14 protein-coding genes and 1 tRNA gene are annotated in these 14164 nt (G+C 66.2%); 9 read left to right on the forward strand and 6 right to left on the reverse strand.

Annotation, left to right across the window (positions count from 1 at the left end; all coding sequences use genetic code 11):
• Positions 1-86: 86 nt before the first annotated feature.
• Positions 87-380 (forward strand): DUF3572 domain-containing protein, encoded by a 294-nt coding sequence (locus G342_RS0101150; protein ID WP_018181262.1) that lies wholly within the window; start codon positions 87-89, stop codon positions 378-380.
• Positions 377-1009: a GNAT family N-acetyltransferase gene (locus G342_RS0101155; protein ID WP_018181263.1), complete on the forward strand. Its 633-nt coding sequence runs from the start codon at positions 377-379 to the stop codon at positions 1007-1009. The genes G342_RS0101150 and G342_RS0101155 overlap by 4 nt, the downstream gene beginning before the upstream one ends.
• Positions 1010-1035: 26 nt before the next feature.
• Here G342_RS0101155 and G342_RS0101160 read toward each other — a convergent pair whose 3' ends face one another.
• On the reverse strand, positions 1036-1473 hold the full coding sequence (locus tag G342_RS0101160; RefSeq protein WP_018181264.1) for a flagellar export protein FliJ: 438 nt from the start codon (positions 1471-1473) through the stop codon (positions 1036-1038).
• Between the two features lie 462 nt (positions 1474-1935).
• On the opposite strand from G342_RS0101160, the gene ctrA reads away from it, so the two are divergent.
• Positions 1936-2637, forward strand: a complete 702-nt coding sequence (gene ctrA, locus G342_RS0101165) for a response regulator transcription factor CtrA (RefSeq protein ID WP_018181265.1) — start codon at positions 1936-1938, stop codon at positions 2635-2637.
• A 269-nt stretch (positions 2638-2906) separates the two neighbouring features.
• Here ctrA and chpT read toward each other — a convergent pair whose 3' ends face one another.
• Positions 2907-3656 carry a histidine phosphotransferase ChpT gene (chpT, locus tag G342_RS0101170; protein ID WP_018181266.1) on the reverse strand — a complete coding sequence of 250 codons (750 nt, stop codon included), beginning with the start codon at positions 3654-3656 and terminating at the stop codon, positions 2907-2909.
• Positions 3657-3945: 289 nt separating this feature from the next.
• On the opposite strand from chpT, the gene G342_RS0101175 reads away from it, so the two are divergent.
• The gene (locus tag G342_RS0101175) at positions 3946-4521 is read left to right on the forward strand and encodes a DUF1134 domain-containing protein (protein WP_018181267.1); all 576 of its coding nucleotides are present in this window, start codon (positions 3946-3948) and stop codon (positions 4519-4521) included.
• 209 nt (positions 4522-4730) lie between these two features.
• Positions 4731-5843, forward strand: a complete 1113-nt coding sequence (locus G342_RS0101180; protein ID WP_156830747.1) for a coiled-coil domain-containing protein — start codon at positions 4731-4733, stop codon at positions 5841-5843.
• Here G342_RS0101180 and G342_RS0101185 read toward each other — a convergent pair whose 3' ends face one another.
• The gene (locus G342_RS0101185) at positions 5844-6854 is read right to left on the reverse strand and encodes an NAD-dependent epimerase/dehydratase family protein (RefSeq protein ID WP_018181269.1); all 1011 of its coding nucleotides are present in this window, start codon (positions 6852-6854) and stop codon (positions 5844-5846) included.
• A gap of 94 nt (positions 6855-6948) precedes the next feature.
• Between G342_RS0101185 and G342_RS0101190 the strand changes: the two genes are divergently transcribed.
• Positions 6949-7857, forward strand: a complete 909-nt coding sequence (locus G342_RS0101190; protein ID WP_018181270.1) for a LysR family transcriptional regulator — start codon at positions 6949-6951, stop codon at positions 7855-7857.
• Positions 7858-7928: 71 nt separating this feature from the next.
• Here the strand turns inward: G342_RS0101190 and G342_RS0101195 are convergent, their stop codons facing one another.
• From G342_RS0101195 to G342_RS26365, 3 genes are all read right to left on the reverse strand, one after another.
• A complete protein-coding gene (locus G342_RS0101195; protein ID WP_018181271.1) occupies positions 7929-9287 on the reverse strand; it encodes an esterase-like activity of phytase family protein in 1359 nt (452 codons plus the stop codon).
• Positions 9288-9492: 205 nt separating this feature from the next.
• Positions 9493-9567 (reverse strand) — tRNA-Glu (locus G342_RS0101200).
• Between the two features lie 119 nt (positions 9568-9686).
• The gene (locus G342_RS26365) at positions 9687-10082 is read right to left on the reverse strand and encodes a hypothetical protein (protein WP_018181272.1); all 396 of its coding nucleotides are present in this window, start codon (positions 10080-10082) and stop codon (positions 9687-9689) included.
• Between G342_RS26365 and G342_RS0101210 the strand changes: the two genes are divergently transcribed.
• The 3 genes from G342_RS0101210 (at position 10081) to G342_RS0101220 (ending at position 14124) form a co-directional block, all read left to right on the forward strand.
• Positions 10081-11091, forward strand: a complete 1011-nt coding sequence (locus G342_RS0101210; protein ID WP_018181273.1) for an RluA family pseudouridine synthase — start codon at positions 10081-10083, stop codon at positions 11089-11091. The genes G342_RS26365 and G342_RS0101210 overlap by 2 nt on opposite strands.
• Before the next feature lie 123 nt (positions 11092-11214).
• On the forward strand, positions 11215-12132 hold the full coding sequence (rpoH, locus tag G342_RS0101215) for an RNA polymerase sigma factor RpoH (protein WP_018181274.1): 918 nt from the start codon (positions 11215-11217) through the stop codon (positions 12130-12132).
• Positions 12133-12312: 180 nt separating this feature from the next.
• Positions 12313-14124: an adenylate/guanylate cyclase domain-containing protein gene (locus tag G342_RS0101220; RefSeq protein ID WP_018181275.1), complete on the forward strand. Its 1812-nt coding sequence runs from the start codon at positions 12313-12315 to the stop codon at positions 14122-14124.
• Positions 14125-14164: the final 40 nt, after the last annotated feature.

Genomic DNA, 14164 nt, shown 5'->3' on the forward strand with positions numbered 1-14164 from the left:
CTTGCAGCCCTCGATCCCGTCGACGGCGTCTACTAGATGGTATCGAAGGTGAAGTTAGCGAAGATTCGTTTCGGAAAGGCAAATGGATGATCCGGCAGAAAGAGCCGCCGCTCGACTTTGAGGGTGCCGAGAGGCTGGCGATCGAGGGGCTCGCCTTCCTGGCGTCGGAGCCGGAGGAGCTCGGCCGCTTCCTGGCGCTGGTGGGCCTCGGCCCGGAAACGCTGCGCGACGCCGCCGGCGATCCGGGCTTTCTCGCCGGCGTGCTGGAATATTTCCTCGAGAACGAGGCGCTGCTGCTCGTCTTCGCCGCGCGTGCGAACATCCGGCCGACGATGATCGCCGCCGCCCGCTATCTGCTGGACCGGGAAATGCCGGAATGACCGATACGATCGCACTCGACCTCGACGGCTACACCGACCTGCCGCACGGCCGGATCGCCAATGTCGTCACCTACCTGGAAATGACGGCGCCGCCGGTTGGTCTCGACACCGGTATCTCCAGCGGCCGCACGGTGCGCCATGTGGAGAAACCGGACCTCGCCGCCTACCGGAAGCTCTATTCGCGGATCGGCATGGACTGGCTGTGGTTCTCGCGCGCCGTCATGCCGGATGACAAGCTGGCGGCGATTCTCGCCAAGCCGACGACCGAGATCCATTTCCTCGAGGAAGACGGCGAACCGATCGGCCTGGCCGAGTTGCATCGCGGCGAAGGCGGGCCTTCGAATGTGGAGATCGCCATGTTCGGCGTCGTGCCCGAGGCGACCGGTACCGGCGCGGCGCGGCAGTTGATGAATGCAGCGCTTGCCGCCGCCTGGGACGGGGGAACGGAGCGCGTCTGGCTCCATACCTGCTCGTTCGACCATCCGGCCGCCCTGCGCTTCTACAGGCGATCCGGCTTCGCGCCGTTCAAGCTGGCGATCGAGGTCTCGACCGATCCGCGCCTCGAGGGCCATCTGCCGCGCACGGCGGGCCCGCATGTCGCGCTCATCGATCCGGCGTCATCGGACTGAAGCGTTAACGCGTTGCTGACGGACGGTTACCAGGAACGCCGCTCGGCGGCGGCCGCACGGGTTGCCCGGCGGGCGGCGAGATCCGGCGCATGCGGTCGCTGTCCGGCGGCGGCCGTCGTGCCGCGTTCGCGGTCCTGGTCGCGCACGGCCATCAGCTCGACCTTCTTCAGTTCGTCGAGCGCCAGGTCGAGGCCTTCCTGGGCGGCCGTCAGCTGGCTTTCGAGATCCTGCGCCGAGGCGCGGAGATTATCGCGCCGCTGCATCGCCGCCTTGGCGAAGGTCGGATAGGCGAAATGGGAGGTATCGCGGATGCCGGCCCGCTCCTGCTCGACATTGATCTGGTCCTCGAGATCCCGGGCCATGCGCTCGAACTCGGCGACCATGGTCTGGATCTGGTTGACCTGCCGACGCTTCTCGTCGGCCTGGAACCGCTTCAGCCGAATGAGGCTCTCACGCGACTTCATACTCGTTACTCCCTGGAACACTGAGACGCGGGCGCCGCGAAGCAGGCGGTGACGACGGGAGTTTTCCCCATTGTCGCTGCCAAATGGCCATCAAACTTGTCAAAACCTTAAGCCACCGACCTCGCGCTAACCTTTCATTTACGTCTCGCGTTAATCATGGCGCAGGAGGGCTTAAGGGCGGGTAAACCTGTCCTGCGGTGCCTTCATCCTAATTCCGTGAGTCCGACCAATTGGTTACCGGATTTCGTGCAATTGAATGAAATGGTGCAATCCACACCAAATCGTTCGGAATCTCAAAGACGTCAGGCGATTTCCGAATAAATCGCCTGAGGCCCTTGTGAGCACGAATCAGAATTTGTTAACCATTAAGCGTTAGCCTTCGAATCGGGGTGAGCCGTTTTCCAAGCACCGGTTTTCGAGGCCGGAGCGCCAAGCCCAGGATAGGCAATTGAGGGGATTGGTATGCGAGTTCTGCTGATCGAGGACGACAGCGCCACTGCGCAGAGCATCGAACTGATGCTCAAGTCCGAGAATTTTAACGTCTACACGACGGATCTCGGCGAAGAGGGTGTCGATCTCGGCAAGCTCTACGACTACGACATCATCCTGCTCGACCTGAACCTGCCCGACATGTCGGGATATGAGGTTCTCCGGTCGCTGCGGGTTGCCAAGGTCAAGACGCCGATCCTGATCCTGTCCGGCCTCGCCGGCATCGAGGACAAGGTTCGCGGTCTCGGCTTCGGCGCCGACGACTACATGACCAAGCCCTTCCACAAGGACGAGCTCGTTGCGCGCATCCATGCGATCGTGCGCCGTTCGAAGGGGCACGCCCAGTCGGTCATCATCACCGGCGAGCTCACCGTCAACCTCGACACCAAGACGGTCGAGGTGCATGGCAGCCGCGTGCATCTGACGGGCAAGGAATACCAGATGCTGGAGCTGCTCTCGCTCCGCAAGGGCACCACTCTGACCAAGGAGATGTTCCTGAACCATCTCTATGGCGGCATGGACGAGCCCGAGCTGAAGATCATCGACGTGTTCATCTGCAAGCTGCGCAAGAAGCTGGCGACCGCCACCAACGGCCTCAACTACATCGAGACCGTCTGGGGCCGCGGCTACGTGCTGCGCGAGCCGGATGAAGCCGAGATGCGCGCAAGCGCATAGCCGGTCCCTCCCACCGGCTCAGACTGAAGACCCCGCTGCGGCGGGGTTTTTTGTGTCTGGAATCGGCGTGAATGCCGATTCCAGACCGCGAAGGACCGGTCGTCGGGCATCGCCTGCGAGCCCACCCCCTGCCCTTCCGCGCGCGAGCAAGCACCAGCCCAAACAAAAAACCGCGCCGATCGGTGCGATCAGCGCGGTTGCATTCGTCCGGGCGATGCGTCGCCGCCTCGCGGTCCCAATGGCTTCGCCGCGCCTCGCAGCGCCGGCTGTCAGGCCTCGGTCGAGGCCGTGGCGCCGTCGACAGTTGCCGGCTCGGCTGCCGCCACATCTGTCTCGGCGACCGCCGCGACAGGCTCCACCGCCGGTTCCGCGGCGGGCGCGGAACGCACCGTGATGATGACATCCGCCCCTTCCAGTACGGCCGCAACCTTCATGCCGGAGCAGCGCGCCAGCAGGCCGGCGTAATAGGGCTGCACGGCATGGGCGTCGATGTTGACGTCGACGAGGGCGCCGGGAATGAGCTTCTCGAACGCGGCCGGGATGCGGGCGCTCGGACCCGAGCAATGGAAGGTGACGTCCGGCTTGGTCGGATCCCCCTCGATCGTCACCTTGATCAGGCCGCCGCGCGGCACGGCGGCCACTGCCATCAGCACGAGGTTCAGGATCAGCTTGACCTGGTTCTTCGGCATCAGCGCGCGCGGCGCGGTCCATTCGAACGCAGCCTTCTCGCCTTCCATGTAGCCGCGCGCCACCTTCTCGGCATCGCCGATGTCGATCTCGGCACCGGCCGATCCAGCCGCGCCGAAAGCGAGGCGGGCGAATTGCAGCTTGGCGGAGGCCTGGCGGGCACTCTTGCGGATCAGGTCGAAGGCGAAGCTCTTCATCTCCTCGCTGGTCTCCTCGTCGAGGACCTCGAGGCCATTGTTGATGGCGCCGACCGGCGAGATGATGTCGTGGCAGACGCGACTGCAGAGAAGCGCCGCGAGATCGAGAGCTTCGAGTTCGATCTCATTGGTCATGACGCATCATTCCCTTGTTTGGCACGAATCAACACATTGCGAAGAGCGCCTCGGGGATACACCGCCCCGGGGATGCTGCCAACCGGAGACCGTCCTGACCCGTCCGCAGACGCGCTTGGCCTGCCCGAAGGTCGACTTGGCGAGCTTTCCCGCCGATCGGGATGCCAAGATGCCGCCCTTTTTGACTTACACTCTATGAGTGATTCGCGCGCCTAACGCCGGGTTCCACCCGCAGGGGGATCGGGTCCGTGCCATGTGCCGCCACGACACGACAAGGAGCCCGACCGAGATGTTTCGCAGCCTGCGCTTTACGTTCCTCATCGCGTTGATCGCGTTGGCAGCGCCGATCCTCGCCCTCCGTCCCGCCTTCGCCCAGAGCCCCGAAAACTATTCCTCCGACGAACTGGTCAATACCGGCCACAAGTTCTTCGGCGAAGTGTCCGGAAGCCTCGCGTCGGTGGTCGAGCACGCCGTGTCGAAATACGGCCTGCCGAACGGCTACATTCTCGGCGAGCAGGGCTCGGGCGCCCTCTTCGCCGGCCTGCGCTATGGCAATGGCACGCTCTACACCAAGAACGCCGGCCAGCATCAGGTGTTCTTCCAGGGCCCCTCGCTCGGCTGGGACATTGGCGGCGACGGCTCGCGCGTCATGATGCTGGTCTACAATCTCCCCTCGATCAGCGCGATCTACAACCGTTTCGGCGGCGTCAACGGCTCGGCCTATCTCGTCGGCGGCGTCGGCATGACCGTGCTTTCGCGTGACAACGTCTTCATCGTCCCGATCGTCTCGGGTCTCGGCGCCCGTCTCGGCCTCAATGTCGGCTACCTGAAATTCACCGACCGCCAGACCTGGAACCCCTTCTGATCCGCCTGTGATCCGCATCACGGCCCCGGGGCAACACATCCGCTAGAAGCAGAGCGAGCGCCCTGGCCGCGCGCGGTTGTTGCTGGACTCGCGGCTTCTTCCGATGTCATTAGGGAGACGGCGCGCGGTTTGACGCCGAGGAGCCGATGTCTGCGGGACGAGCCCCGCAACGCTTCCCTCGGGCGCGACGGACAGTCGGAGACGATACGTTGATCGAAGCAGTGATGTATTTCGCACTCGGCTTCCTGTCGGCGGGGATCGTCGCTCTGGTGCTCGGCCCTCCCCTCTGGCGTCGTGCCCTGCGCCTCACCCGCCAGGACATGGAGCGCACGCTGCCGATGACGCGTGCCGAGATCCAGGCCGAGAAGGACCAGCTCCGCGCCGGTTTCGCGCTGTCGATCAGCACCCTCAACCAGACCATCGGCCGCCTCAAGGCGCAGGTTACCGAGCAGTTCATCGACATCAATCGCAAGCGCGAGGTGATCACGCACCTGACCGCGCAGGGATCGCTCTCGGCCGACGACATCGTCGCGCTGGAGACGCGCCGCGCCGAACTGGAAGCGCGCATGGCGGAGGCCGACCTCGCGCTGGCCACGACCGCGGCCGAACGGGCGACGACCGAGCAGACCCTTGCGACCATCCGTTCCAACCTCGCCGCCGCCGAGGACGCGATCCGCGACCTGGCCTCGGAGCGCGAGGCGCAACGCCTCGAGATCATCGCCCGCGACACCGAGCTCGACAATCTGCGCGACACGCTGGCGGCGATGAAGCTGACCTCGACCTTCAGCGAGGTTGCCAGCGCCGATTTCGAGAGCGAGATGTCGGCACTGAAGGCCAATCTGGCGATCCAGCGCCGGATGAGCGAGGAACAGAGCGGGCGCGAAAGCGAGACCGAGGCGACGATCCGCGCGGCTGTGGCCGAACTGAAGAAGCGGGAAGCGGACCTGAACGACGCGCATGCCCGCATCGAGGATCTTTCCGTCCGCCTCGTCGAGGCGGAGACCGCCGAGATGGGCGCGATCGCCATCCGCGAAGAGAAGGCCGATCTCGCCCGGCAGATCGCGGCGCTGCAGATGATGAACGCCCGGCTCGAAAGCGACATCGTGGCACTGAGGCAGAACCAGGGCGGAGCCAATGCCGAGGAGACGGCGCTGCTGCGCGGCAAGCTGATCGAATTCGGCGCCGCCGTCGCCCGCATGGCGGCCGAGCGCGGCGACGGGCCGAGCCTGGTAACGGAATTGCCGCCGCCTCCCGAAGAGCCAGCCCCGACCGGCCTCGCCGATCGCATCCGCGCCCTGCAGCACGCCAGCGGCAGCCTCTGATCAACCCGCCCGCGCCAGGTCGGTGCCGGGAAGCCGCGCCACCGAATCCGGCAGGCTGCCTATGCCTTTCAGCGTTTCCCGCAGCGCGGTGACGAGGGGCGTGTGCGGCTCGGCACCGAGAACGCCGAGGAGCTTGCGATTGTCGAGCTCCAGTCGCTCGGTCCAGAGGTAGCGCATCTCGATCAGTTCGCGGAACATCTCGACGAAGGGCGCGCCCAGATAGACCGCGAACCAGGGAAAGCGCCGGATCTTCATGTCCGGCCGCCCGAGCGCCGCCTGCACACCCTCCGCCATGGCGACGCCCCGGTCGAAATAGTGACCGCGGAAATGGAACACCTCGAAGGGATCGAATGCATCCGACCGCTCGACGAGGCGCACGATCGTCTCCGCCAGATCGGGCAGATAGGCCCAGGCATGCCCGACATCCGGCTTGCCCGGATAGGAGATCCGCGTCGCCGGCTTCCCGGCCTTGACGATGCCCGCTCCGAACCAGTTGTTGCCGGCATGCGGACCGAAAAAGTCGCCGGCGCGCACGATGAGCACAGGCGTCCCCGCCTCCGCCGTCTCGCGTAGACGCTGTTCCATGGCGACGCGGATCCTGCCCTTGCGCGTTATCGGCCTCTGGGGCGACCGTTCGTCGACCAGCGGACGGGCATCGGGCCCGAAATTATAGACGGTGCCCGGAAAGACGATGCGCGCGCCGGAGGCTTTCGCCGCCGCGATCGTGCTTTCAAGCATGGGCAAGGCAAGCCCCTGCCAGTTCCGATATCCCGGCGGATTGGCGCCATGAAAGAGGATCGCCGCGCCCTGCGCCGCCGCGCTGACATCGGCGGCGTTCATCGCATCGCCCTCGACCCATTGGATGCCCTCGCCGCCGGGCTTCCGCGCCGCCGCCGCAGACGACCGGGTAAGGCCACGCACCGTCCAGCCGCGGCCGAGCAGAACCCGCGCCACCGCGCCACCGATACCGCCCGTCGCGCCAACGACCAAGGCAATTCTGTTCTCCGTCATGTCTCCGCTCCTTGCTGATGGATTGGAGGCAAGATCGTCCCGAATTCAGATATGTGGAATTGTTGAACTTCGGATAGTGATCATGCATTTTTGTATGATGACGCCATCCTGGGATCATCTCAGTTCGTTTCTCGCCGTGATGGGCGACGGCAGCCTGTCGGGCGCCGCCCGCAGCCTGCGCCTGACGCAGCCGACCGTTGGCCGTCACATCGACGAGCTGGAGGCGTCGCTGGGCGTCGTGCTGTTCACGCGCTCGCAGACGGGCCTGGCGCCGACGGATGCGGCGCTGGAACTGGCACCGCATGCCGCGACGATGGCGGCCGCAGCCGAGGCGCTGGTGCGCACGGCATCCGGCGAGGCAGCGGAGGATCGCGGCACGGTGCGCCTCGCCGCCAGCGAAATCGTCGGCACGGAGATCCTGCCGCCGATGCTGGCCGCCTTCCAGCAGGCGCATCCCCGCATCGCCATCGAGCTGATCGTCTCGAACCGGAACGAGGATCTGCTGCGGCGGGAGGCCGACATCGCCATCCGCATGGTCCGTCCAACCCAGGGAACGCTGCTGGCGCGCCGCATCGGCTCGGTCGAGCTGGGATTGCACGCGCACCGGCGCTATCTCGACCGGCGGGGCACGCCGGGGACCCTGGCCGACATGGGCGGCCACGCTCTGATCGGCTTCGACCGCGAGACGGCTGCCGTTCGCGCGCTGCAGAAGCTCGGCCTGTCGCTGACGCGCGAAATGTTCAGCCTGCGCACCGACAGCGACACGACCCAGCTTGCCGCCATCCGCGCCGGCCTCGGCATCGGCGTCTGCCAGGCGCCGCTCGCCGCGCGCGATCCCGATCTCGTCCGCCTGGTGCCGGACGCCTTCGCCTATCCGCTCGAATGCTGGGTCGCCATGCATGAGGATCTGCGCACGGTCCGCCGCATACGCCTCGCCTTCGACCATCTGGTGACCGGGCTGGACGCCTATGTGCACGGCAAGGGCCCGCCGCCGCGCCCATAGAAAAAGGCGCGCCGGCCGAAGCCGGACGCGCCCGCATGCCGTCGAACAGAAGGGCTGCGAAGCCTTCCGACCTACTTGGCGGCGAGGAAATCGGCCACGTCGAGCAGGATGAACTCGTTGTCGGCGGCCCTGCCGATCTCGCGGCCGCCCGAGAACGGCAGGTTGTTGTCGTTCGCCACCAGGATGTGGGTGACGTCGACGCGCATCACGTCCTCGATGGTGAAGAACGGGAAGGTGAAGATCCCCTTCAAATCACGATCCGCCGCGGTCTTGACGATCGCCTTGCCGTCGGGATCGCGGATCTTCATCAGGTCGACCTGGGCGATGCGGCGGATGAAGCCGTCCTTGTCGACGCTGGCCGTGTCGACCAGGACGATGTTCTTCACCTTGGCCGGCAGCGGATAGCAGGACGCCGTGTCTTCGGTCTTGCATTCGAGGCTCGGATCGCCCTCGCCATTGTCGCGCTCGATCACCAGCGCGCGCGTGTCGTCAATGAAGTTGAAATCGCCGATCGCGGTCGCGCCTTCCGCCAGGCGGAAGCGGAAGCTGTCGCCGGTCCAGGCCGCCTTGCCGGTGTCGAAGGTCATGACGGTGAGGAAGTCGCCTTCCGGCTTGCCGTCGGCGCCGAGCAGCGGCTTCTCCAGCATGGCCCAGAGCAGGTTCGTCTTCGGCTGCAGGGCCATGCCCTCGTAGCCGCCGGAACGCTGCACGCGGAAATCCTTGCCCGGCACGGAGGGCACGGTGACGCCCGGGGTATCCGGGCCGCGCAGCACTTCGCCGCCGAGTTCGGTCGGATAGACGTCGATCACCCGGCCGTCCAGCGTGGCGCGGATCAGGAACGGGCCGAACTCGTCGCCGATCCAGATCTCGTCGTTCAACAGCTGGATGCTCTCGGGATCGAAGTCGGCGCCGGTCAGATAGCGGCTGTCGGTGCCCTCATAGGCGATGCGGAAGGGCACCTTGCGGTCGGGGTCGTGCAGAAAGACCGATTCGAGCCGCTCGACCTTGCCGGTGGCGAAGTCGGGCTTCATGCGGTGGAAGAACAGCATGGCGTCCGGGCTGTTCAGCTTGGTGCCGAAGCCGTTGTCAGTCAGCGTGTAGGTGCTGCCGTCCGGCGCGCGGTTCATGGCGAAGCCGGACATGCCCTGCACCGGCTGGCCGAGGAACGGCAGCGAAATGCCGGTCGGATGGCTGCCATAGGCAGCGCCGACATCGCCAACGACGCTCATCGGCACTTCGTTGCGTTTCTTGCCGGTGAACTTGCCGGAGACAAAGGCATCGCGCGGCGCATCCGCCGGCGGCGCGATCATGGTCATGGCGGGCAGGAAGGCGTGGCCGGCGAGCTTCGCGGGGAAAGTCTCGGAGGCCGCAGCCGGGCCTGTCAGGGCCGCGACGGCGACGGCGGCGGCGAGCAGGGAGCGCAAACGCATCGGAACGTCCTTTCGGAGAAGAAAAAGCCCGCTCCGCATAGGCTGCCCACATGACAGGCCCGTCTCATTCCGATGGAGATTTGATGAAGCCGCAGCCCGGCAAGGATGACCTGTCGCCCGCACGAATGAAGAACGACAAACGCAGGAAGCCCGCGACAGATCGCAGGCACGGTCTATTCAGTTCGTATCGGCGGGATGCAAATTTTGGTACGCCCTAGGGGAATCGAACCCCTGCTTTCGCCGTGAGAGGGCGACGTCCTGACCGCTAGACGAAGGGCGCACATCCGTTTGCTTCGGATGACCGCGATATACCCACTGATCCGAAACTTGGCAAGGCCGTCTCGACAAACTTCTTCAAACAGCCTGTGAAGAACTTTGTCGCAGCCCGGCCGGCAGCGGCTACGAGCCGGCGCCGAGCTCGATGCGGCGGACGACCGCGCCCGACGCAATGTCGATGACGACGATCTGCGTTGCGCCGCTGACATCGATCGTCAGCGCCAGCAGCGGGCCGTCGAGCGCCGAGGAAATCACGCGGCCGCCGGCCGGAATCGCCTGCTCGATCCGCATCTCGACCGTGCCTGCGGCAAGACCGGGCTTGCTTCCCTCCGGCCCGATCCGATAGATGACGGCAAAGAGCACGGCAGCGAAGCCGAGAAGGACCGTCGCGCTCGAGACAATAATCAGCCGTTTCAGCCTTTGCCGCACGCGTTCGACCGCAGGATCGAGCGGCGTGTCGAGCCCGTCTTCCGGCGGGCCGGGCGGGTTTGAAACCGGAGAGGAAGTAGCGCGAACCATGGATCAGTTTCCGGATGACGGCGAGGAAATCGTCGACCTCGTGGTCGAACCGGACGCGGCAGGCCGACGCCTCGATGCCTATCTGGCCGCCGCGATTGCCGAACTGTCCCGCAGCCGCCTCAAATCCTTGATCGAGGCCGGCCACGTTTCGATCGGCGGCGCGACCATAGTGGAGGCCAAAAAGGCGGTCAACGCGGGCGACGTCATCCGCGTCGCCGTGCCGCCGGCTGTCGCACCGGAACCCGAAGGCGAGCCGATCCCGCTCAACGTTGTCTATGAGGACAGCGACCTGCTGGTCATCGACAAGCAGGCCGGCCTCGTCGTGCATCCGGCCGCTGGCAACTGGTCCGGCACGCTGGTCAACGCGCTGATCGCCCATTGCGGCGACAGCCTGTCGGGGATTGGCGGCGTGCGCCGACCGGGTATCGTGCACCGCCTCGACAAGGACACGACCGGCCTGATGGTGGTCGCCAAGAACGACCGCGCCCACAAGGGACTGGCGAAGCAGTTTGCCGACCATGGCCGCACCGGCCCGCTGGAGCGCGGCTACCAGGCGATCGTCTGGGGCGTGCCCGCCCTTCCCTACGGCCTCGTCGATGCCCCGATCGGCCGCTCGCCGACCAGCCGGCTGAAGATGGCCGTGCTGAAGACGGGCGGCAAGGAAGCGATCACCCACTACACGGTCGCCGAGCGCTTCGGCGACAAGGCGGCGCCGATCGCCAGCCTGATCGACCTTCGGCTCGAGACCGGCCGCACCCACCAGATCCGCGTCCATATGGCGGCGATGGGCCTGCCCCTGGTCGGCGACCAGGAGTATGGCAAGGGCTTCCTGACCAAGGTCACCCGCCTGCCCGAGCCGGCGCGCACGCTGGTTTCGCAGTTCCACCGCCAGGCGCTGCATGCATGGCTGCTCGGCTTCGAGCACCCGACGACAGGCGAGGCGCTGCATTTCGAGGCCGAGCCACCGGCCGATCTGGCCGAGCTGATCGAGGCTTTCAACGCCTTGTGAGACGATTCCGCACCCGTCGCTCCTGTTAAACCTGTATTTCGTGCCTATATATCCCCATGCGGGCCAATTTGGCCGCGACCGGCGTTGGCTTTCGGGGAACGTCGGCAAGAATGGAGGGGGCACATGGCTGCCAGAGCAAGTCTTCCTGTCATCGCGTCCGGCGAAGCCGGACTTTCACGCTATCTCGACGATATCCGGCGCTTTCCCATGCTCGCGCCGGATGAAGAGTACATGCTTGCCAAAGCATATAAGGAGCATGACGACCGCAGCGCCGCCCACCGGCTGGTGACGAGCCATTTGCGTCTCGTTGCCAAGATCGCCATGGGCTATCGCGGCTACGGCCTGCCGATCGGCGAAGTGATCTCCGAGGGCAATGTCGGCCTGATGCAGGCCGTGAAGCGGTTCGAGCCCGAAAAGGGCTTCCGCCTCGCGACCTATGCCATGTGGTGGATCAAGGCCTCGATCCAGGAGTACATCCTGCGCTCGTGGAGCCTCGTCAAGATGGGCACCACCGCCAACCAGAAGCGCCTGTTCTTCAATCTGCGCAAGATGAAGAGCCAGATCCAGGCGCTCGAGGAAGGCGATCTGAAGCCGCATCAGGTCGAGCAGATCGCCACCAAGCTCGGCGTCACCACCGACGACGTCATCTCGATGAACCGCCGCCTCGGCGGCGACGCCTCGCTGAACGCGCCGCTGCGCGCCGACGCGGAAGGCGGCGAGTGGCAGGACTGGCTGGTCGACGACAGCGACAACCAGGAAACCATCCTCGCCAACCAGGAAGAGGCGGACAACCGCCGCAAGCTGCTGCGCGATGCGATGGGCGTCCTGAACGAGCGCGAGCGGCGCATCTTCGAGGCCCGCCGCCTCTCCGACGATCCGATGACACTGGAGGAACTCTCCGCGGAATTCGGCGTCAGCCGCGAACGCGTCCGCCAGATCGAGGTGCGCGCCTTCGAGAAGGTGCAGAAGGCCGTGCGCCGCGGGGCGCGCGACCTCGAACGCAATCACGGCGAAGACGAACTTACCGGGACCGACGCCTGAATCCAGGCGCCGGTGGCGGCCGTTCGGCCGTGGCGCACTCCGCGCGATGCTTTTTCATCTCCCCCGATAAACGAACCTATTGCGAAAGCTGCCGAGATATTGTATCCGGCATAGAAGGCATGCCGTAGCGTAAGTACCGGATGCCATCACGCTCATTCATTCCGGGGTCGAGGATCAGCCATGGCGCGCCCGCGTCGTCGCCTGACAGTCATCGCTGCATTGGACGTGGTCGGTTATTCCGAGCTCATCCAGCGCGACGAGATGGGCGCGATCCGGGAAATGCGGTCGATCTACCGGACCCTGGTCCGGCCGACCTTCGGCCGCTACGGCGCCCACATCATCAAGACCATGGGCGATGGCGGGCTGATCGAGTTTCCGAGCGTGCTCGACGCCGTCGAATGGACGATGGCCTTCCAGAACGCCATGGCCGCCCGCAACGCGGCGCGTGACAGGCCGCCGGTCGAGGTTCGGGCGGCGATCGTGCTCGCCGACATCATCCTGACCGAGGACGACCGCTTCGGCGCGGCGATCGGCTTCGCCATGCGGCTGCAGACCGCGGCGCCGCCCGGCGGCATCGCCATCACCCATTCCGTGCGCTGGCAACTGCTCGGCGAACCGGCTGCCGCCTTCAGGCCGGCCGGCTTCCTCACCCTGCGCAGCATCCCCTACCCCGTCGAGGCATGGTTCTGGATGCCCGAAGGCAAGGCGTTGCCGAACCTGACCCCGACACCCAGCCAGATGCTCACCCCCGGCAGCCTCGGCGTGCCGCCGCTGCAGCGCGTCCAGGCGCCCGATCTGCGCCCGCTCGCCGTCGTGCTGCCCTTCGACGACCTGTCGCCCGCCAACGATCACGAGGCCTTCGCCGACGGCGTTGTCGAGGAAATGACGGCGACGCTGTCGCGCGTGCGCGACATCCGCGTCATCGCCCGCAACTCCGCCTTCACCTACAAGAACCGGCCGACCGACGTCCGCTCGCTCGCCCGCGATCTCGGCGTGCGCTACGTCGTCGAGGGCAGCGTCCGTAAGGCGGGCGACGTGTTGCGCGTGACTGCCCAGCTCGTCGACGCCGAAACGGGCGCGCATCTCTGGTCCGGCCGCAAGGACGGCACGGTGCACGATACGCTGACGCTACAGGACGACGTCGCGACGCTCGTCGCCGGGGCGTTGCGTCCGGCCGTCCGTTCGGCCGAGATCGAGCGGGCACGGCGCAAGGCGGCCGACACGCTGAAGACACATGACCTCGTGCTGAAGGCGATGCCGCATTTCTGGGCCCATCGCCGCGAGGACAACATCGCCGCGCTCGAACTGCTGGAGCAGGCGTTGGCGTCGGATCCGAATTCCGGCGCGGCGCTCAGCCTGAAGGCGTGGTGCCTGAGCCAGCAGATCACCTATCTCTGGTCGGACGATCCGGAGCGCGACCGGATGGCGGCGATCGAGCTGGCCGAGCGGGCCGCCGAGACGGCCGAGCCCGATCCGCTCGTCATGACGGCGATCGGCGCCACCTATTCCATCCTGCTGGCGGACCAGGCACGGGCGCTCGTCTATATCGAGCGCGCCATCGCCCTCGACACGACCTTCGCCTGGGCGTGGACGCGGCTCGGCTATGCGCAGGCCTATTCCGGGCGCCCGGCCGAAGGGCTGGAAAGCTTCGAGAAGTCGATCGCGCTGAGCCCGGAAGATCCGATCCAGTTCAATGCCTTCGCCGGCATCGCCACCTGCCAGTTCCTGCTCGGCCGCTATGCCGAGGCGGCGCACTGGGCGGCGCAGGCACTGCATGGCCGGCCCGGCATGGTCTGGGCCTACCGCCTGCTCGCCACCTCGGCCGCGCTCGCCGGCCAGACGACGCTCGCCCGCAGCGCCGTGCGCCGGCTGCTGGCCGAGACGCCGGGCCTGACGGTCGCCGGCATCGGCGCGGCGGTCCAGAACCTCGAAGGCCCGCCGCTCGAGAAATATCTGGAAGGCCTGCGCCTCGCCGGCCTTCCGGAGGGATAGAGACCCTCACCCGGCAAGCGGATGAGGGTCTCGCCTCGCC

The sequence above is a fragment of the Kaistia granuli DSM 23481 genome, assembly GCF_000380505.1.
GTDB classification, from domain to species: Bacteria; Pseudomonadota; Alphaproteobacteria; order Rhizobiales; family Kaistiaceae; genus Kaistia; species Kaistia granuli.

Excerpts from the sequence above, each read along its gene's own strand:
- G342_RS0101150 (WP_018181262.1), top strand. The coding sequence starts at position 87 with ATGATCCGGCAGAAAGAGCCGCCGCTCGACTTTGAGGGTGCCGAGAGG.
- G342_RS0101155 (WP_018181263.1), top strand. The coding sequence starts at position 377 with ATGACCGATACGATCGCACTCGACCTCGACGGCTACACCGACCTGCCG.
- G342_RS0101160 (WP_018181264.1), bottom strand. The coding sequence starts at position 1,473 with ATGAAGTCGCGTGAGAGCCTCATTCGGCTGAAGCGGTTCCAGGCCGAC.
- ctrA (WP_018181265.1), top strand. The coding sequence starts at position 1,936 with ATGCGAGTTCTGCTGATCGAGGACGACAGCGCCACTGCGCAGAGCATC.
- chpT (WP_018181266.1), bottom strand. The coding sequence starts at position 3,656 with ATGACCAATGAGATCGAACTCGAAGCTCTCGATCTCGCGGCGCTTCTC.
- G342_RS0101175 (WP_018181267.1), top strand. The coding sequence starts at position 3,946 with ATGTTTCGCAGCCTGCGCTTTACGTTCCTCATCGCGTTGATCGCGTTG.
- G342_RS0101185 (WP_018181269.1), bottom strand. The coding sequence starts at position 6,854 with ATGACGGAGAACAGAATTGCCTTGGTCGTTGGCGCGACGGGCGGTATC.
- G342_RS0101190 (WP_018181270.1), top strand. The coding sequence starts at position 6,949 with ATGATGACGCCATCCTGGGATCATCTCAGTTCGTTTCTCGCCGTGATG.
- G342_RS0101195 (WP_018181271.1), bottom strand. The coding sequence starts at position 9,287 with ATGCGTTTGCGCTCCCTGCTCGCCGCCGCCGTCGCCGTCGCGGCCCTG.
- G342_RS0101210 (WP_018181273.1), top strand. The coding sequence starts at position 10,081 with ATGGATCAGTTTCCGGATGACGGCGAGGAAATCGTCGACCTCGTGGTC.
- G342_RS26365 (WP_018181272.1), bottom strand. The coding sequence starts at position 10,082 with ATGGTTCGCGCTACTTCCTCTCCGGTTTCAAACCCGCCCGGCCCGCCG.
- rpoH (WP_018181274.1), top strand. The coding sequence starts at position 11,215 with ATGGCTGCCAGAGCAAGTCTTCCTGTCATCGCGTCCGGCGAAGCCGGA.
- G342_RS0101220 (WP_018181275.1), top strand. The coding sequence starts at position 12,313 with ATGGCGCGCCCGCGTCGTCGCCTGACAGTCATCGCTGCATTGGACGTG.